Annotated in this window: 18 protein-coding genes; 13 read left to right on the forward strand and 5 right to left on the reverse strand. The window is 68.9% G+C overall.

Annotation, left to right across the window (positions count from 1 at the left end; translation table 11 throughout):
• Nucleotides 1-118: 118 nt before the first annotated feature.
• Nucleotides 119-979 carry a dienelactone hydrolase family protein gene (locus tag AAGI91_08765; GenBank protein ID MEM1042706.1) on the reverse strand — a complete coding sequence of 287 codons (861 nt, stop codon included), beginning with the start codon at nucleotides 977-979 and terminating at the stop codon, nucleotides 119-121.
• A 105-nt stretch (nucleotides 980-1084) separates the two neighbouring features.
• Between AAGI91_08765 and AAGI91_08770 the strand changes: the two genes are divergently transcribed.
• The 6 genes from AAGI91_08770 to AAGI91_08795 all read left to right on the forward strand — a co-directional run bounded on the left by AAGI91_08770 (nucleotide 1085) and on the right by AAGI91_08795 (nucleotide 4684).
• Nucleotides 1085-1711: a diacylglycerol/polyprenol kinase family protein gene (locus AAGI91_08770; GenBank protein ID MEM1042707.1), complete on the forward strand. Its 627-nt coding sequence runs from the start codon at nucleotides 1085-1087 to the stop codon at nucleotides 1709-1711.
• A 129-nt stretch (nucleotides 1712-1840) separates the two neighbouring features.
• Nucleotides 1841-2707, forward strand: coding sequence for a hypothetical protein (locus AAGI91_08775; GenBank protein MEM1042708.1), 867 nt, complete (start codon nucleotides 1841-1843; stop codon nucleotides 2705-2707).
• 197 nt (nucleotides 2708-2904) lie between these two features.
• Entirely contained in the window at nucleotides 2905-3453 is a 549-nt protein-coding gene (locus tag AAGI91_08780; GenBank protein ID MEM1042709.1) for a YqgE/AlgH family protein, read from the forward strand.
• 100 nt (nucleotides 3454-3553) lie between these two features.
• Nucleotides 3554-4132: a mechanosensitive ion channel domain-containing protein gene (locus tag AAGI91_08785; GenBank protein ID MEM1042710.1), complete on the forward strand. Its 579-nt coding sequence runs from the start codon at nucleotides 3554-3556 to the stop codon at nucleotides 4130-4132.
• A gap of 82 nt (nucleotides 4133-4214) precedes the next feature.
• On the forward strand, nucleotides 4215-4427 hold the full coding sequence (locus tag AAGI91_08790; protein ID MEM1042711.1) for a hypothetical protein: 213 nt from the start codon (nucleotides 4215-4217) through the stop codon (nucleotides 4425-4427).
• Nucleotides 4424-4684 (forward strand): hypothetical protein, encoded by a 261-nt coding sequence (locus AAGI91_08795; GenBank protein MEM1042712.1) that lies wholly within the window; start codon nucleotides 4424-4426, stop codon nucleotides 4682-4684. Before AAGI91_08790 ends, AAGI91_08795 begins: the two co-directional genes overlap by 4 nt.
• 1 nt (nucleotide 4685) lies before the next feature.
• Here the strand turns inward: AAGI91_08795 and AAGI91_08800 are convergent, their stop codons facing one another.
• The gene (locus AAGI91_08800) at nucleotides 4686-5858 is read right to left on the reverse strand and encodes a cysteine desulfurase family protein (protein MEM1042713.1); all 1173 of its coding nucleotides are present in this window, start codon (nucleotides 5856-5858) and stop codon (nucleotides 4686-4688) included.
• A 201-nt stretch (nucleotides 5859-6059) separates the two neighbouring features.
• Here AAGI91_08800 and murA point away from each other — a divergent pair, with 201 nt between their 5' ends.
• From murA to AAGI91_08830, 6 genes are all read left to right on the forward strand, one after another.
• A complete protein-coding gene (gene murA, locus AAGI91_08805; GenBank protein MEM1042714.1) occupies nucleotides 6060-7409 on the forward strand; it encodes a UDP-N-acetylglucosamine 1-carboxyvinyltransferase in 1350 nt (449 codons plus the stop codon).
• Nucleotides 7410-7511: 102 nt separating this feature from the next.
• Entirely contained in the window at nucleotides 7512-9239 is a 1728-nt protein-coding gene (locus tag AAGI91_08810; GenBank protein MEM1042715.1) for an ABC transporter transmembrane domain-containing protein, read from the forward strand.
• A gap of 233 nt (nucleotides 9240-9472) precedes the next feature.
• Nucleotides 9473-9952, forward strand: coding sequence for a peptidylprolyl isomerase (locus AAGI91_08815; protein MEM1042716.1), 480 nt, complete (start codon nucleotides 9473-9475; stop codon nucleotides 9950-9952).
• A gap of 62 nt (nucleotides 9953-10014) precedes the next feature.
• On the forward strand, nucleotides 10015-10821 hold the full coding sequence (locus AAGI91_08820) for a CPBP family intramembrane glutamic endopeptidase (GenBank protein MEM1042717.1): 807 nt from the start codon (nucleotides 10015-10017) through the stop codon (nucleotides 10819-10821).
• Between the two features lie 5 nt (nucleotides 10822-10826).
• Entirely contained in the window at nucleotides 10827-10973 is a 147-nt protein-coding gene (locus AAGI91_08825; protein MEM1042718.1) for a DUF2256 domain-containing protein, read from the forward strand.
• 172 nt (nucleotides 10974-11145) lie between these two features.
• Nucleotides 11146-11505, forward strand: a complete 360-nt coding sequence (locus AAGI91_08830; protein MEM1042719.1) for a cupin domain-containing protein — start codon at nucleotides 11146-11148, stop codon at nucleotides 11503-11505.
• Between the two features lie 11 nt (nucleotides 11506-11516).
• On the opposite strand, the gene AAGI91_08835 is transcribed toward AAGI91_08830, so the two are convergent.
• The 3 genes from AAGI91_08835 to lysM all read right to left on the reverse strand — a co-directional run bounded on the left by AAGI91_08835 (nucleotide 11517) and on the right by lysM (nucleotide 16182).
• The gene (locus tag AAGI91_08835) at nucleotides 11517-13358 is read right to left on the reverse strand and encodes a DUF3857 domain-containing protein (GenBank protein ID MEM1042720.1); all 1842 of its coding nucleotides are present in this window, start codon (nucleotides 13356-13358) and stop codon (nucleotides 11517-11519) included.
• A gap of 4 nt (nucleotides 13359-13362) precedes the next feature.
• Nucleotides 13363-15366, reverse strand: coding sequence for a DUF3857 and transglutaminase domain-containing protein (locus tag AAGI91_08840; GenBank protein ID MEM1042721.1), 2004 nt, complete (start codon nucleotides 15364-15366; stop codon nucleotides 13363-13365).
• Between the two features lie 360 nt (nucleotides 15367-15726).
• Entirely contained in the window at nucleotides 15727-16182 is a 456-nt protein-coding gene (gene lysM, locus AAGI91_08845) for a peptidoglycan-binding protein LysM (protein ID MEM1042722.1), read from the reverse strand.
• A 233-nt stretch (nucleotides 16183-16415) separates the two neighbouring features.
• On the opposite strand from lysM, the gene AAGI91_08850 reads away from it, so the two are divergent.
• A partial coding sequence (locus AAGI91_08850) for a hypothetical protein (GenBank protein MEM1042723.1) occupies nucleotides 16416-17845 on the forward strand: 1430 nt, incomplete at its 3' end.

Raw genomic sequence — 17845 nt, forward strand, 5'->3', positions numbered from 1 at the left:
GGTGCAGGTTGGTAAGAAACAAAAAGCCCCGCGTGCAGCCTAAGCACGCGGGGTTATGATAGGGGTGCGAGGTCGGAAATCCAAGGGGAGGCGGCGCAGCCGTGCGGCTACCTCTGGCTCACTCGCCGCGCTGACCGCTGCGCAGGTGCTCGTCGAAGAAGGCGAGCGTCCGCGCCCACGCGTCCTCGGCGGCCTCGGCGTCGTAGCGCTCGCCCGACGGGTTGGCGAAGGCGTGGCCCGCGCCCTCGTAGACCTCGATCTGGGCGTCCTTCCCGAGGTCGGCGAGCACGGTCTCAAACTCCCGGACGCTCTCGACGGGGATGCCCTGGTCTTCGGCCCCGAAGATGCCGAGGATCGGCATGTCGAGCGCGGCGAGGCGGTCGCGGTCGGTAATGAGGCGGCCGTAGTAGATGACCGTCGCGCCGATGTCGTCCGGCATCGCAAGCGCGGTGCGGAGCGACCAGGCCCCGCCGAAGCACCACCCAATCACCCCGACCTCGCCGACACCTTCCTGCGTGACGAGGTAGTCGTAGGCCTGGCGCAGGTTGTCGGTCAGCATAGCCTCGCGCTCCATCGCCGCGCTCATCAGGCGGCGGGCGTCTCCTGCGTCCTCGGCGATCTCGCCGCCGTAAAGGTCGACCGCGAGCGCGACGTAGCCTTCGTCGGCGAAGCGCTTCGCCATGGTCTGGATGTTGTCGTTGAGGCCCCACCACTCCTGGATCACGATCAGGCCCGGCAGCGGCTCTTCGGCCTCGGTGGTCTTGTTGGTGTCGGGGCGGGCGAGGAAGCCGGTGACGGACTCGCCGCCGACGCTCGCGTAGACCGGGCGGCCCGTGATGACATCGTCGGCGATGGCGGCGGCGATGGGGGTGGCGACGGGCGACTCGCCCGCGTGCTCGCGCGACATGGCCTCGCCGTAGTTGTCGTCGGTGCAGCCGGTGGCGAGAAGCACGAGGGAAAAGAGGAAGAGCAGGCGCATGGCGGTGGGGAGGTTGGAGGAGCGTAGGACGGGAAGATACCGGGACGCACCGCCGCCCTATCTTCCTCGCTTCTGCCCGTCCTCGCTTCCGTTCTTCTACCGCCCGTGAGCGATTCGCCCCCCCTGATCTCCTACGCCGCCGAGCTCAAGCGCAAGGCGATCCACCTCGGCGCGCTCGTGCTGCCGGCGGGCATTCTCGTCCTCGGGCGGACGGTCGCGCTGTGGCTCCTCGGGCCGCTGGCTACCCTCGCCCACGTGGCCGACGTGCTGCGGGTGCGCGTCCACGCCGTCCACCGGCTCATCACCTGGCTCTTCGAGCCGATCATGCGGCCCGAGGAGCAGCCCCCGTTCGGCGGACCGGTGGTCGTCAACGGGGCGACGTGGATGTGCGTCTCGGCGGCGCTGTGCGCGTTCTTCTTTCCCGAGCCGGTCGCGGCCTCGGCCCTGGCGATGCTGATGGTGGGCGACGGCGCAGCGGCAGTCGTCGGGCGGCGCTACGGGCGAACGCGCTACCCGTTCTCGCCGAAGTCAGTCGAGGGCTCGGTAGCGTTCTTCGTGACGGGGTTTCTGGCGGCGATCCCGTTCGGCGTGCTCCCCGAGGACGGCGTGGCGCTGCCGGCCCTGGCGGTCGGCGCTGCAACGGCCGCGGTCGTGGAGGCGCTCCCAGTCCCGCTCAACGACAACGTCCGCGTGCCGCTCGTGGCCGGGGCGGTGATGCTGCTGCTTGGTTAGGGCCGCCGGGTGGTGCCAGCCCTCGGGTGACCACATGGGGTCGCCCCTACGGGTAGGCGCGGCGTGCGACAGCGGGGTACCTTCTCTCTGTCCGCTGTCCTCCGTCTTCCGTCCTCTGCTCCCCGAACCGTGCTCGACTCCCTCTCCCGCCGCGCCGAGCGCCTCGCCCGCCGGGCCGTCGAGCTGGTGCCGTTTCCGCAGCCGCCGCTCGTGCGGACGCGCTACCCGGTGGTGCTGATGCACGGCTTCGGGGCGCTGGCGAACCTGATGCAGGGTGGCGTGCTCCACGCCGAGGCGATGCACCTGCGCGGGCACGGCCTCCTCGCCTACGCCCCCCACGTCAACCCCTACGACACGATCAGCGTCCGCGCCCGCGCCTGGGCCGACCGCCTCGACGCCGTCCTCGCCGAGACTGGATCCGCGAAGGTCAACCTCATCGCGTTCTCCTCGGCAGGCCTCGACGCGCGCTACCTGATCGGCAGCCTCGGGCGCGCGGCCCACGTCGCGTCGCTCGTCACGGTCTCGACGCCGCACCGGGGCAGCTCGATTGCCGACTACGTGTTCTCCCGGCCGGAGCGGCTGCGGACCTGGGCCGTCGCGGTGATGGACTTCGTCGGGCGCGCCGCCTACGAGATCGAGGCTCCCAACACGGAAGACGCCCTGCACGAACTGACGCCGATGTTCGTCAACGGCACCTTCAACCCGGCCCACCCCGACCACCCGGACATCTACTACGCCTCCTGGGCCGGCCGCGCCGGGCGCGGGACTGACGCGCCAATCTACCCGCCGCTGATCGTCCCGAACCGGATTCTCTACGCCCAGGCCGGCGTGAACGACGGCCTCGTCGCGGTCGAGAGCGCGACGTGGGGTGACTTCCGCGGCGTGCTCGACGCGGACCACGCCCGGCAGGTCGGCCTCCGCCTCGCCCCCGGCGACTTCGAGTCGAAAGACTTTTACCTGGACGTGGCCCGCGACCTCGGCGAGCGGGGGTGTTAGGAGCGATGCGCCTGCGGCGCGGAGTGGGAGGAAGGGGGAGAACGGGCGGAATGGGAAGAAGGAACGTCAACGCAAAGCGCGAGGGCCTAATTAACTTCCTCGGCTTTCCTTTCCACTCCTCCCACTCCTCCCACTCCTCCCACTCCCACCCTTCCCCGCCCTACCTTCCGCTCTTTCCGACTCCTCACTATCCCTCGATGGACCTCGCCCCCGGCGTCCTCCTCGTGGCCGAGCCGGCCCTGCTCGACCCCAACTTCCGGCGGTCGGTCGTCCTGATCTGCGACCACAACGCCGACGGCTCGTTCGGGCTGATCCTCAACCGGCCGACCGAGTTCCGCCTACCCGACGTGCTCGACGAGCCAGTCGGGATGGAGCACCTGCTCTACTTCGGCGGGCCGGTGCAGACCGACACGCTGCACTACCTCCACCCTTACGCCGACGAGGTGGAGCACGCCGTCTCCGTCCTCGACGGCGTCGGCTGGGGCGGTCCGTTCGACGTGATCGTGGAGCAGGTCCGCAGCGGCGCGCTCGACGGCGACGCGCTCCGCTTCTTCGTCGGCTACGCTGGTTGGGGCGACGAGCAGCTCGCGGAGGAGGTCGGCGAGGGCAGTTGGGTGGTGCTCCCGGCCTCGGCCGCGCGGGTGTTCGAGGACGACCCGGCGGTGCTTTGGCGCGAGATCATGCGCGACCTCGGCGGCGAGTACGCGCTCCTCTCGAACTACCCGGACGACCCGCAGATGAATTAGGCGGGGAAGAGCGAAGGACCGAACGAGCGGAAGATTTCGGAGGTCATGGTCCCGCCTATCTTCCCTGCTTTCGCTCCTTCCCGCTTCCGCTCCTACAAACGTGGACCCGCTCGTCGTCGAAGAGGTTGTCAACACGGAGTTGCTGCTGCGCGGGGGCGTGACGGCAGGCGTCGCGGTGTTCGTCGTCGTGGTGCTGGCCGTGCTCAAGGCGTTGATCGTCCGGTTCGTCCGGGCGCGGCAGATGCACCAACTGCGCGGGCGGTTCGTCTACCGGGTGGCGCGTGTCTTCACGGTCATCTTCGCGGGCTTCGTCCTGGCCTACGTGTGGGGCTTCGACCCGGAGAAGCTGTGGGTGCTCATGACCGGCTTCTTCGGTCTCGTCGCGATTGGCTTCTTCGCGGTGTGGAGTCTGCTCTCGAACGTCATCGCCGGGGTGTTCCTCTTCCTCTCGGACCCGTTCAAGATCAGCGACGAGATCGAGGTGCCGAGCGACGACCTCGCCGGGAAGGTGCTCGACATCCGCCCGCTGTTCGTGGTGCTGGAAGAGCCGGGCGGGCACACGCTCTACGTCCCCAACAGCCTCCTCTTCCAGAAGTCATTCCGCCGCGTCGATGTCGCCGCCCGGGGCCGCGAAGAGGAGAGCGCGGAACCTCCCGAAGTACCCGAGTCAGCCGACTAGCCGCTATCTCCGGAGGATCGTACGGCTTGGCATCGCTGGACGCGTGCCCGTACTTTTGCGGGACAACGCAGCCGTTTTAGCCATGAGTGTTCAAGAGATTCAAGCAGCCATCGAGGCCCTGCCCCACGCCGAGCAGTCCGAACTGTTCGAGCGGCTCGACGCGTACCGGCAGCAGCAAGACTTCGACGACTGGGACCGGCAGATGCAGGCTGACGCAGAGGCCGGAGCGTTCGACGAACTGATTAAGCAGGCGAAAGAGGAGCACCGGACTGGAAGGACCACACCGCTACCGTGACGCACCACGCCTCGTCGAGCTTTTGGTACCACTACCGCCGGTTGCCAGACGAGGTGCAGCGTCCTGCGGATAAGAACTTCCGCTTGCTAGAGAACAACCCGTACCATCCATCGCTGCACTTCAAGAAAATCCATGCCGCACTGTGGTCGGCGCGGGTAGGACGCGGGTACCGGGCCATCGCTACGCCGGACGACGGCGACTTTCTCTGGCTCTGGATCGGTCCGCACGCAGCGTACGACCGCCTGCTGAAGCGATAGGTCACGCGCCGCGCATCCGGCCGACGACCGTCGCGAGCTGCTCGGCGGCGAAGTCGAGGTCGGCCTCGGTCGTGCCGTGCCCGAGCGAGAAGCGGACGGTCGCGTTGGCGGTCTCGCGAGGAACGTCGAGGGCGCGGAGGACGTGGCTCGGCTCGACGGCCCCACTCGCGCAGGCGCTGCCGCTGGAGACGTGGACGCCCGCCACGTCGAGTCCGAGGAGGAGCATCTCGCCGTCGAGTGCCCGGCCGTCCACCGGCGGGAACGAGACGTTGAGGATGTGCGGCGCGCTGTCGCCCGGGCTGTCACCTACCGGCGTATTGAACCGGACGGTCTCGCCGAACGCGTCACGTACCGCTCCGGCTAGCCGGTCGCAGAGCGCGGTCAGCCGTTTTCGCTCCACCTCGGCCATCTCAGCGGCGAGGGCCAGCGCTTCAGCCAAGCCAACCACGGCAGCGACGTTCTCGGTCCCCCCGCGCCGCCGCCGCTCCTGCGACCCGCCGACGACGAGCGGCGCGAACGGCGTCCCGGTGCGGACCCAGAGCACGCCCGCGCCCTTCGGCCCGTAGACCTTGTGCGCCGAGAGCGAGAGCAGGTCCACACCGAGATCGTTCACGTCGAGCGGGTACAGGCCGGCTGCCTGCACCGCGTCGGTGTGGAACGGGACGCCGCGTGCGCGGCAGACGGCGGCGATCTCACGGACCGGGCTGAGGGTGCCGAGTTCGTTGTTGACCGCCATGACCGAGACGAGCCCGGTCTCGTCGGTGATGGCCTCGGCGATCTGGTCCGCCGTTACGGCCCCGCTCGGCGACGGGGTGAGGATGGTGACGGGGTGCCCGGCGTCGCGGAGGGCTTCGGCGGGACGGAGGATGGCTTCGTGCTCGGCGGCACCCGTGACGAGGCCCGGCCCGCGCCGGTCGGGGGCGGTGAGGACGCCGCGCAGGGCCGCGTTGTCGGCCTCGGTCCCGCCGCTCGTGAAGATGACCTCGCCCGGCTCCGCCCCGAGGATCCCGGCCACGCGCTCGCGCGCCGACTCTACCGCGAAGCGCGCCCGCCGCCCGAGGGCGTGGACCGACGACGCGTTGCCGTAGTGCTCGCGGAGGTACGGCAGCATCGCGTCGAGCACGCGCTCGTCGAGCGGCGTCGTCGCGGCGTGGTCGAGGTAGACGGAGGGCATCAGCCGGAGGACGGAGGACGGAGGACGGAGGACGGAGGACGGAAATTAGCGGTCATACTCGGCAGCGTCGTTCGCTTCGGTTCTTTCCATCGCTCTTTCTCGCGCGCCGGGCTTATCATCCTCTCGGACCCCACCGACCCTATAAGTCGTACACATATTCCCTCTCGGTTCACCCCCGCACCTCTACCCTCACCACGTTTTATGGACAAGCTCGTCATCCAGGGCGGCCACCCGCTCACCGGTACGATCCACGTCGGCGGCTCGAAGAATACGGCGCTCCCGCTCATGGCCGCCGCCGTCCTCGCCGACGGCACCACCACGCTCCACAACATGCCCGTCCTGCGCGACGTGCACACCTTCGCCAACGTCCTCCGCGTCTCCGGCTGCGTGGTCGAGTACAAGCCCGACGCCGACCCCTCGACACCGGACTCGATGGTGATCGACGCGACGCGCGTGGACCATCCCGAGTCGCCCTACGACCTCGTCAAGAAGATGCGGGCGTCGTTCTACATGCTCGGCGCGCTCCTCGGGCGCTGCGGCGAAGCCCGCGTCTCGATGCCCGGCGGCTGCGCATGGGGCCCCCGGCCGGTGGACCTGCACCTCGAAGGCATGAAAGCACTCGGGGCCGAGATCGAACTCGACCGGGGCGACGTGGTGGCGAAGGCACCCGGTGGGCGGCTCCAAGGCGGGCGCTTCCGGTTCGACCCCGTCTCGGTCGGGGCGACGATCAACGTGACGCTGGCTGCGGTCATGGCCGAGGGCGAGACGGTCCTCGAAAACGTCGCTACCGAGCCGGACGTGGTCGTCTTCGGCGAGATGCTCCGGCAGATGGGGGCCCGGATCGACGGCCTCGGGACGAAGACGATCACGATCCAGGGCGTGGAGCGGCTCGACCCGGTCACGTTCTGGAACTGCCCGGACCGGATCGAGCTCGGCACCTACATGATCGCCGCCGTGATGGCGAGCGAGCCGGGCTCGACCTTCCGCATCACCGGCGCTCGCGCCGACCATCTCGGCGACGCCTTCCCCGAGGCCTTCCGCAAGACGGGGGCCGACTTCTCGGTCGAGCCCGAGGCCGAAGGACCGCACGAGGTCGTGACGGTGACCGTTCCCGAGACGATCCAGCCTGTCGACATCGTCACCGCCCCCTACCCCGGATTTGCGACGGACCTCCAGGCACAGTGGACGGTGATGATGACCCAGGCCGAGGGCACGGCGACCGTCACCGACACGATCTACACCGACCGCTTCAAGCACATCCCCGAACTGAACCGGATGGGGACCAACTGCTCGGTCGCGGACAACAAGGTGGTGGTCCAGGGACACGGCCGCAATGGCATCAGTGGGACGACGGTGATGAGCACGGACCTCCGCGCGAGCGTCTCGCTCGTCCTGGCCGGCCTCGTGGCGAAGGGGCAGACCGACGTGCTCCGGGTCTACCACCTCGACCGCGGCTACGAAGACCTCGAAGGCAAGCTCTCGAAGGCCGGCATCGCCATCGAGCGCGTCGCCTACGACGAGTTCGCCGAGGACGCTGAGCCCGTCGCCTAACGCGGAACCGGGCCTGGGGCGGGGCGGTTGCTCCGCCCCATGTCGCTCGCGAGCCCGTCGTCTCCCGCCGAAACGTCCCGCCGTCCGCCTCCGCTCGGGCGGATGCTGCGGCGCATCCTCGGCTACGCGCGGCCCTACGGGCGGCGGCTCGCGGCGGCGCTCCTGCTCTCGGTCCTCGGTTCGCTCACGGCGCTCGTCATCCCGCTCGGGCTGCGCGCGCTGATCGACGCCGTCTTCCAGAACGGCGACCGGGGGATGCTCGACACCCTCGCGCTCGCGCTCCTCGCGCTCTTCCTCGTCCAGACGCTCCTCAGCTTCGTCGGGTGGTACTGGATGGCGTGGGTCGGCGAGCGCATCATCGCGGACCTCCGGCGGCAGGTCTACACGCACCTCCACCGGCTCGGGCTGCGGTTCTACACCGGCAGCCGCGTCGGCGAGATCACCTCGCGGCTGACGAACGACGTGGGCAAGCTCCAGTCGGCGGTGACGAACGACCTGAGCCAGCTCGTAGCGCAGGTACTGACGCTCGTCGGGTCGGTGGCGCTGATGCTGGTCCTCAACTGGCGGCTCTCGCTCGTCGTCTTCGCCACGGTTCCGGTCGTGACGCTGATGGCGCGGCACTTCGGGGCGATCGTCCGGCGCTACGCCCGCGCCATCCAGGACCGCCTCGCCGAGACGACGGCGATTGCCGAGGAAGCCCTCGCAGCGGTGCGCGTCGTGAAGGCGTTCGCCCGCGAGGACTACGAGACCGACCGCTACGGCGCGGCCGTCGAGGACCTCTTCGGGACGGCGCGGCGGCAGGCGCTCATCAGCTCGGCCTTCTGGTCGGTCGTCGGGCTGCTGTTCCTCAGCGGGCTGGTCGTCATCTTCTGGTACGGCGGGGTCGAGGTCCTCGCGGGTCGGCTCACGGCGGGCGACCTCGTGGCGTTCATCTTCTACGCGTTCTCGATTGCCCAGAGCGTCGGCGTGCTCTCGCGGCTCTACACCTCGTACTCGTCGGCGGCGGGCGCATCCGAGCGGGTCTTCGAGCTCCTCGATACCGAGCCGGAGATCGAGAGCGCGCCTGGGGCGAAGCCGCTCCCGCCGCTCCGGGGCGAGGTCGCCTTCGACGACGTGACCTTCGGCTACGACGACGGGCCGCCCGTGCTGCGCGACGTGTCGTTCCGCGTGCGGCCCGGCCAGACCGTCGCGCTCGTCGGGCCGAGCGGGGCCGGCAAGACGACGCTCATGAACCTCATCCCTCGACTCTACGACCCCGACCTCGGGGCGGTCCGCCTCGACAGGCACGACCTGCGCGACGTGACGGTGCTCTCGGTGCGCGGCCAGATCGGCCTCGTGTCGCAGGAGATCCAGCTCTTCGGTGCCTCGATTGGCGAGAATATCCGCTACGGGCGGCTAGACGCGACCGACGACGAGGTCCGCGCCGCCGCCGAAGCTGCGAACGCTGCCGCCTTCATCGAGGCCCTGCCGGGCGGCTACGCGACCGCCGTCGGCGAGCGCGGCGTCAAGCTCTCCGGCGGCCAGCGCCAGCGCGTTGCGATTGCCCGCGCCCTCCTCAAAGACCCTCGCATCCTCCTCCTCGACGAGGCCACGAGCGCGCTCGACTCCGAAAGCGAAGCGCTCGTGCAGGAGGCGCTCGACCGCCTGCTCGACGGCCGGACGGCGTTCGTCATCGCCCACCGCCTCGCGACCGTCCGCGACGCCGACCGCATCCTCGTGCTCGACGCAGGCCGGATCGTGGAAGACGGTACCCACGCCGACCTCACCGCCCGCGACGGCCTCTACCGCCGCCTCGCCGACCTCCAGTTCCGCGAGACCGTGGAGGCGTGACGGTGGGACGGAGGACGGTGGGACGGAGGACGGTGGGACGGAGGACGGTGGGACGGAGGACGGTGGGACGGAGGACGGTGGGACGGAGGACGGTGGGACGGAGGACGGTGGCGCGTTGCGCGGCGGCCTCAGTACCTTGATAGGCTCTGCTTTTGACACCCTCACACCCTCACACCCTCACACCCTCACACCCTCACACCCTCACACCCTCACACCCTCACACCCTCACACCGATGGCTTCTTACTCTGCCCCTCACGCCATGCAGATCGACCCGGACCAATCCTACCGGGCCACGATCGACACCGACAAGGGCACGATCGAGATCGAACTCCATCCCGAGCACGCACCCAAGACCGTCAACAACTTCGTCGCCCTCGCGCGCGACGGGTTCTACGACGGGCTGACGTTCCACCGCGTGATCGCCAACTTCATGATCCAGGGCGGCGACCCCGACGGCACCGGGCGCGGCGGGCCGGGCTACACCTTCGAGGACGAGGTCCAGGGCAACCCGCTCCAGCATGAGACCGGCTCGCTCTCGATGGCGAACGCCGGGCCGAACACGAACGGCAGCCAGTTCTTCATCACGCACGCGCCGCAGCCCCACCTCAACGGCCGCCACACCGTCTTCGGCTCGGTCACCGAGGGCCAGGACGTGGTCGACGCCATCGAGCAGGGCGACCGGATGAAAGCGGTGACGATCACCGAAGGGTAACCGCCCCTGCATCTCTACACTCGGGAGGACGTACCGCACAGTGCGTCCTCCTGTTTTGCGCGATGCCCACCGACTCCCTCCTTACCGATCCGACCGAGGTGCCGCTGCGCCCGGCGTGGCTAAATCAGCTTGGCCTCTCGCCTGACCGGCACGACTACCTCCGCTTCTCGCGCACGGCGACCTACGGCTTCCTCGCGGCGCTCCCGCTCCTCGTCGGCTACCACACGCTGATCCTGCTGGCGAACGGCGGGCAGGCCGGCGTCCGCGTCGGGGCCGAGGTCTGGATCACGCGGCTCCTCGCGGCCTTCGGGGCGACGGGGATGCTCGCGCTCGGCGCGGCGGTGCTGCTCGTCGGGGTCGGGGTGCTCTGGTGGGAGCGGAAGAAGGCGATCCCTGTCCGGCGGCGCTACCTGGGGATGATGGTCGCCGAGAGCGCCGTCTACGCCGTCGTGCTCGCCTTCACGATCGGCTGGTTCGTCGGCCTGCTGTTCGCCTTCGCGCCCGAGGCGATGGCGGCGCAGGTGGGGCGGCCGGACCGGTTTACGCTCGTCGCACTATCGCTCGGGGCGGGCATCTACGAGGAATTGGTCTTTCGGGTTATTCTGGTGGGCGGCCTGTTCCTGGCGCTGCACCGCCTCGCAGCGTGGAAGCGAGGGCGGGCGTACCTCGTCGCGGCGGTCGTCGGCGCGCTGATTTTCAGCGCGGTGCACTACACCGGGGCGCTCGGCGATCCGTTCGAGCTCTCGTCGTTCACGTTCCGGTTCCTGTTCGGCCTCGCGCTCAACGCCGTGTTCCTGGTCCGGGGCTTCGGCATCGCCGCGTGGGCGCACGCGCTCTACGACGTGCTCGTCGTCACCCTGCTGACGTAGCTCCGATGGCCCACCGCAAGCCCCACCTCCCGACGAAGGTCTGCCCGGTCTGCAAGCGCCCGTTCGCGTGGCGCAAGAAGTGGGCGCGCGACTGGGAGCAGGTGGTCTACTGCAGCGAGCGCTGCCGGCGCAGCAAGCGCCAGAAACCCTAGTGCTGCGACAAGCTCCCGTTGACAGGTATGTCATCCTGAACTCGGTTCGGACCGCGCAGCAGCGGCGCAGCCCATCTACGGGCCACGCCCCAGATCCCGGATCAGGGTCCGGGATGACAAGGTGGAGCAACCTGTCCGTCTCAACGTGCCAGAGGACTAGACCCCGTACGCCATGCACAAAGTCAACCTCGCTGCTGCTTTCGCCTCGTTCGAGGAGCACTGGTCGCCGCGCGTCGCGGCCGAGTTGAACGGGCAGCAGGTCAAGCTCGCCAAGCTGGAAGGCCCGTTCGTGTGGCACCGCCACGAAGACGAGGACGAGTTATTTCTCGTCGTGAAGGGCCGCCTCACCCTCCGGCTGCGCGACCGCGACATCGAGCTAGACGAGGGCGAGTTCGTCGTCGTCCCGCGCGGCGTCGAGCACTGCCCGGTCGCCGAGACCGAGTGCCACGTCCTGCTTTTCGAGCCCGCCTCGACGCTCAACACGGGCGCGGTCGAGAACGAGCGAACCGTCCGCCATCTCGAACGGCTCTGAGCCTCTCGAGGCTATAGTTTCCGCAGGATTACCTGGGCGTCATCGGCATGGGTGACGGCGGCGACGAAGGAGCGGTAGGCGTCGTAGTCCTCCGGAGGCAATCGAGGCGTCTGCACCTCGACGTGGCGGACGTACACGAGCCGGCCCTCACCGTCTGCCTCGACCGTCATCGCGTAGCGAGCAAACGGCGTCTCGACCTGCACCGGCTCGGGCAGCGCCTCGACCTCGTAGCCTGCCGGCAGCGCGAAGCGGACCGAGTCGGTGTCGGCAAAGGCATACCCGAGGTCGATGGGCTGGGTACGGTCCTCGAACGGCGGAGGGACCGCAGTCCAGCGCTCCGCGAGGTTGGGATGGAACAGGAGGCGGCTTCCGGCACGCGTCGCGTAGCGCGGCACGGCGAAGGAGGACTCGACCGTGCCTTCGCCCTCGTCGAAGGCGACGTGTAGGCCTTCGGTCGGAAGGCCGAGGCGGCGAACCCACCACTCTTCTTGCTCCTGCGGGGAACGGGAAGCAATCACGTTCCGCAGCCGACTCAACTGATGGCCCGAGACGCGCATCGCGCTTCGCACCGTCGCCTGCCCGCCGGCGGAAAGCTGCACCGTCGCCTGACGAGTCTGCGCGTTCTCCGGCGCTGACCGGGCTGGCGTGCGCACGAGCCGCCCGCTGCCCGGCTCCGTGACGAGCGTCCACCGGTCCTCGCTGCCTGCGCCGAGGGTGCCGAACGGCGCGGTCTGGCTCGTGGCCTCTAGCCAGAGGTCGCCGTCGGGCAGGGGCACGTAGAGCACGACGTGGTTGAACGCGTTGCGTGGGAAGTCCGGCGCGAGGTCGGGGCGGTCGTGGCCGATGAGGGCCGGGTAGGCGGTCACGCCCGCCGCCTCGAGGAGCGCCGCGAGGTAGTTGGTGAGCGCCTTGCAATCGCCGTAGCGGCGCTCGTGGACATAGCTGGCCGGGAACGGCTGCCACCCCCCGATCCCGAGCTGGACGCTCACGTAGCGCGTGGTCTGCTGGAGATACCCGTAGACGAGGCGGGCGCGCTCGCGCAGGTCGTCCACGCCGCTGACGAGGCGGGCCACGTCGGCGGCGGCTTCCGGTGGGAGGTCGTCCCGCCCGTCGGCCAGAGTGTCGTACCAGTGCCCGAGGCCGGCCCACGAGTCCAGGCGCCCGGCGTGCCCGTCCATCGTGAACGCGTCGGTGGCGAGGTGAAGCACCGGAACCTGGTCGTACCAGGGCGGCCCGAGCGGCTCGTAGGTGAAGCCCGGGAACGCCCCGGACCACCGGAACGTGCGCCGCCGGCCCTCGGTGCTGACCTCCGGCTCGATCCCGAGCCGCTCCGGGAGGTAGCGCAGCGCAACGTCCTCCGGCACCTCCACGGTGAGCGACGCCAGCAGTACCGGGTGCTTGCCGCGCTGGGGCCGCCACGTCGGCCAGTTGAGCAGCCCCTCGTGCTCGACCTCGTACTCCCACACCACCGTGTACGGGTAGGCGTCGTGGTAGAGCCGCCCGACGCGGACGCGGTAGTCGTCGTAGAGCGAGAAGCTCGAGGTGGCGGGGTTGTCCTCCACGTCGCCGCGCCGCAGCTTGCGCAGGCGCTCGCCGTCAGCCCCGAGCACTTCCCCCTTCATCTTTTTCACGCGCCGGAACGAGTCGTAGCCGAGGGCCAGCACGCCGTACTCCTCCTGCCCTGCCGGACCGAACACCTGCACCTCCCGGCGCACGGTCTCGTGGACCTTGCCCTCCTCGTCGAGAACGAGGTGCGTATCGTCCCGCAGCACGAGCGCGCCGTCGTCCGGCTGCGCTGCGGCGAGCGGCCCGAGCAGTGCGAAGACCAACCCAGCGGTTCCTAAGCAGCGCATCCCCTTACTCATCGCCCCCTGTCTCCTGTTCGGCGCTCAGCCCTTCAGGCTCCGTCCCCTCGGCCGTGACGGCCTGCTTCAGCACGACGCTTGCCTCGTCGGTAGCCACGACCCGGTCGAAAAAGGCCTTGAGGTCGCCGTAGAGGTTGGGCTCGAAGACGGGGCGCTTTATCTGCTGCTGGGCCCGGACCTGGAGCGTGTCGCCGGCCATCTCGACCGAGCGCTCGTACCCGCCGCCCCGGACCGGGAGCAGCAGCAGGGCTCGCTCCGGCATCTCGTCCACCGCAAAGCCTTCGGGGAGCGCGATGTCCGCCTGGTACGTCGAGACGAGCGGGTAGGCGAAGTCGACGGGGTAGGTCCGGCGGGCCAGCTTGAACGGGTTCTCGTCCGTTCGCATCGTCACGAGCGGGTTGACGAGCACGAGGTCGCCGACGCGCTGCGCGTACCCGGGCACGGTGAAGGCCACCTCGGCCACGAGGGGTCCGCCGTGCTCCTCCTGCCCCGTGACCGTGACCTCGCCGACCTCGGCTCCGGCCATGTCGTCCACGAGATGGTCTCGCGCGTAGCCTTCCGGGTCGAGGTCCTGGAGCTGATGCCGCGCGCGGAGACCGCTGTACCCGGCGCGCTCCGAGACGAGGGTGCCGGAGAGCGTGCCGTCCGGCGCGAGCGCCGCCTCGATGCGGACGTGATGCTCGCTCCGCTGCGGGCTCGCCGCGATCCACTCGGGCTGCTCGGCGACGAGCCACGCCTCCCCGCCGAGAACACCGACCGGGAGCATGTCCACCGGGCGGAACGGATCGGTGGCATCGAGGAGACGCCAGCGGCCCCCGAGCTTGACGGCGGCGGCCGTGTGGTTGAACTGCGAGACCAGCGGGTAGAGCCGGGTCACGCGCCCGTGCCCCCGCGTCGAGACCAGCGCCGGGGCGGCGTTCAGCCCGGCCTCGCGCAGCAGCGCCACGAGGAGCAGGTTGATCTCGGCCGAGGAGCCCCGCTTCGTCTCCATCACCTGCCCGAGGCGGCGCTCGGCGAAGACCCGGTAGGTGTCGTCCCAGACGACCGAGGTGCGCACGAAGTCGTAGAGGGCTTCGGCCTTCGCCGCAGCGTCCGTGAGGCCGCCGGTGAGGGCTTCGGCCTGGCGGCGCACGTCGCCGCCCGTCTGGAGCTTCCGCCCGAAGTCCCGGCTCTCGCCCAGTTCCTCGGCGAGCTGCGCCCACGTCTTGGTCACGCCCACGGCCCCGATGCCCGGCCGGTAGTACTCGGCCAGCTGGAAGTCGATCTTCTGGATGTGGTCTTCGAGGGTCGTCATGTACCGCTCTTCGCGGAGCGCGGGCACCTCCTCGGCCACCCAGCGGTAGATGTTGATGTCGCCGCTGGAGCGGATCCCCTCCTCTTTCGTGCGGACGGCGAACGGCTCGTTGCCCTGGGTGATGATGGTGTAGGCCAGGTCCTGCGGGTAGGTCATCCGCAGTTCGCTCACCAGGGTCGGCTCGTCGTCCTGGAAGTACCAGCGCGGCGTCCCAAACGGCGACTCGGCCTCGATGGTGTAGCGGAACTCGACGACGGCCCCCGGTTCGAGGGCGGGCAGTGTGAAGGTGATCCGGCGGCGGTCGCCTTCCAGGTCCTCCTCGAAGATGGAGCGCTTGTCCAGCTTCACGCGCCGCGTGCGGCCCCCCTCTTCCGGGACGAACGTCTGGCCCTTGACGCCGCGCACCCGCTGCCCGTCCCGGCCGGCGTAGTAGGTCAGCGAGACCGTAGCGAGGTCGTAGCCCGCCTCGGCCAGCAGCTTGACCCGGCGGTGCCGCTCGAACTTGACGCCCCAGTCGCTGCCCACCTCTATCGTCCCGTAGTCTCCGAGGATGACCGCCTGGGCATCGGGGTCGGCCGCGTACTCGGTCATCTGGAGGTGTTCGTCGGGGATGTCGCCCCACTTCATGGGGGCCGGTTGTGCGTGGGCCGCGAGGGCCAGAGTCAGGACCGCGCCCAGCGCGGTCAGGGAGCGAGCAAACATGGGTCAGCAGGAGTAGAATGAATAGGGAGCCATGTCGTGCCAGAGTATCTAGAGCCGTCGGGCGCGACGCGCGAAGATACTAGCGTGCCCGATAGGTTGCACATTCGTGGGACATCTTGCGCGCTCCCCGTGCTGCCGCCACAGAAAACGGCGCTCCGGGAGGCCGGAGCGCCGCGTGGTGCCGTGCGAGGCGTCAGGAGCTAGTGCTGCGACAAGCTCACGCTGACAGGTGTGTCATCCTGAACGTGGTTCCCTGCGGGGAGGCTTCGCGTTCACGATCTCCAAGCCACGCCTTAGATCCCGGATCGGGGTCCGGGATGACAAGGTCGAGCGACCTGTCAGTCTCAATGTGCCAGAGGACTAGGCCGCGTTCGGGATGCGGATCTTCTGGCCCGGGTAGATCTTGTCCGGGTCCTGGATGACCTCGCGGTTGGCCTCGAAGAGGTCCTTGTACTTCTGCGGGTCGCCGTAGAACCGGTCGGCGATCTTCGAGAGCGAGTCGCCGCTCTCGATCGTGTAGTACTGCGTCGCAGCTACGGGAGCGGCGGCCTCCTCACCAGCGATCTTCAGGTTATCGTCGTCCACGTAGCCGACGCCCTTGACGTTGCCTGCGATGAGGGCGGCTTTCTCCTTCACCGCCTGCGAGCGCGCGGTGCCGTGGAGTTCCACGCGCCCGTCCTTGAACATCACGCCGAGGTTGTCGATGCCGCTGCCGAGCTCGCTGCCCAGCTTCTCGCGGATGGCGTCGGCTTCGCCGCCTTCTTTGCCGCCGAAGAGGTTGTCGCCTGCGTCTTTGAGAAAATCGAGGAGTCCCATAAGGGTTTGGTGTCTGAGTTGAGGGGGGTGAGACGTGCGGAGGGCAAACGTGGGTGCCCTCGGGCGCGTTCCGCCGGGCGGGTAGGGCGCGTGTCCACCTGGCAGTCAGCTCCCGCCAACCAACCATACGTTTCTTCATTGTTTTAGTAATTTGCGTTTGACGGAAATTATGTGTATTGTGTGAAGCGCACCTCGTGTGTGCCTTTGCCTTCCCTCACTCACACCCACTCACCATGTCCTACACCTCTCTACTCCGCTACGCGCTCCTGTGCGCGTTCGTCCTCGCTGGCTCCGGCCTCGCACAGGCCCAGCAGCTCGCACCGCGCGAAGCCGAGGCGCTTGGCCTGGAGCAGGCTACCGAGCGGTCCACTGAGACTTCGTTCGCCGCACGGGGCGGCCTTCAGGTGTGCGTCGACGACGTACTGCTCATCGTTGACTCCGGCATCGACGGTGTCGCCGTTCACGACCCGGCCACCGGGGACCTTGTGAACCCCAGCTTCATCGCCGACCCCGACAACCTGACCACGCCGAAGAACGCCATCGGCAACTTTGACGGCGACGGCATCTTCGTGATCGACCAACTCGAGGACGGCGTCTTTGAGTACGACTGCGACGGCAACTTCGTCGGCCTCTTCGCTCCGGCTGGCGGCGTCGACGTGTCGATCCTCGACAACGCCATCGGCATCACGATCAGCCCAGACGGGACTGAACTCTGGGCTACGGTCACCGGCAACACGAACCAGGACGCCGTCGCCCGCTTCGACCAAAGCGGCACCTACCTCGGTAACCTCGTTGCCAACGGGGCTGGCGGCGTGGACGGCCCGTTCGACGTACTCGTGCGCGACAGCGACCTCCTCGTTCCAGCCATCAACACCGACGACGTTCACCAGTACGACCTCGCTGGCACCTTCCTGGGCATCTTCCAGGAAGCAGCCTCGGCGCTCGACTTTCCGCAACAGGCCAACCTCGCCTCGAACGGCAACGTGCTCGTAGCCGGTTCCTTCGGGGCATCGGGCTACTACGAGTACGACAGTGCGGGCATGGAGGTCGGGTTCTACAATGTGCAGGACGACATCCCGCGCGGCGTCTACGAACTGCCCAACGGCAACCTCCTCGTCACCGGCTCGACGTCGGGTGCGTTCACCGCAGAGATCACGCGCTCGAACATGCTCGTCCGCACGATCGGTACGGCGAACCAGTACATCGAGCTGTTCGAGGCTCCGGTCAGCGGCGACCCGATTGAGATCGACGCCTCGCCCGACTCGCAGTCTGCACCGCAGGGCGGGACTGCAGCCTTCGACTACTCGGTCACCAACAACACAAACACAGCTCAGACCGGGGTCGTCTTCTACGAGGTCTTCCGCAACGGCCTCTCGGTCGCAGGGCCCATCCAGGTCGCCTCCGGCACCCTCCAGGCCGGCCAGACCATCGCCTCCGGCTTCGGCGTGAACGTCCCCGGCGGCGCACCGCTCGGGCTCTACAGCGTCGAGATCAGCGTCGGCCCGAGCAACGGCAACGGGGTGGCCACCGACGCGGTCGCGGTCGAGGTCACCGGCAGCGCCCGCCCGGCAGGCTCCGCAACCACCTGGTCGCTGGCCGAGGCCCAGGCGTGGGACGCCGAAGACGCCCTCGGTGCCGCTGCCCGGACGGCTGAGCTCGCAGC

Source organism: Bacteroidota bacterium (assembly GCA_038746285.1).
Taxonomy (GTDB): domain Bacteria; phylum Bacteroidota; class Rhodothermia; order Rhodothermales; family JANQRZ01; genus JANQRZ01.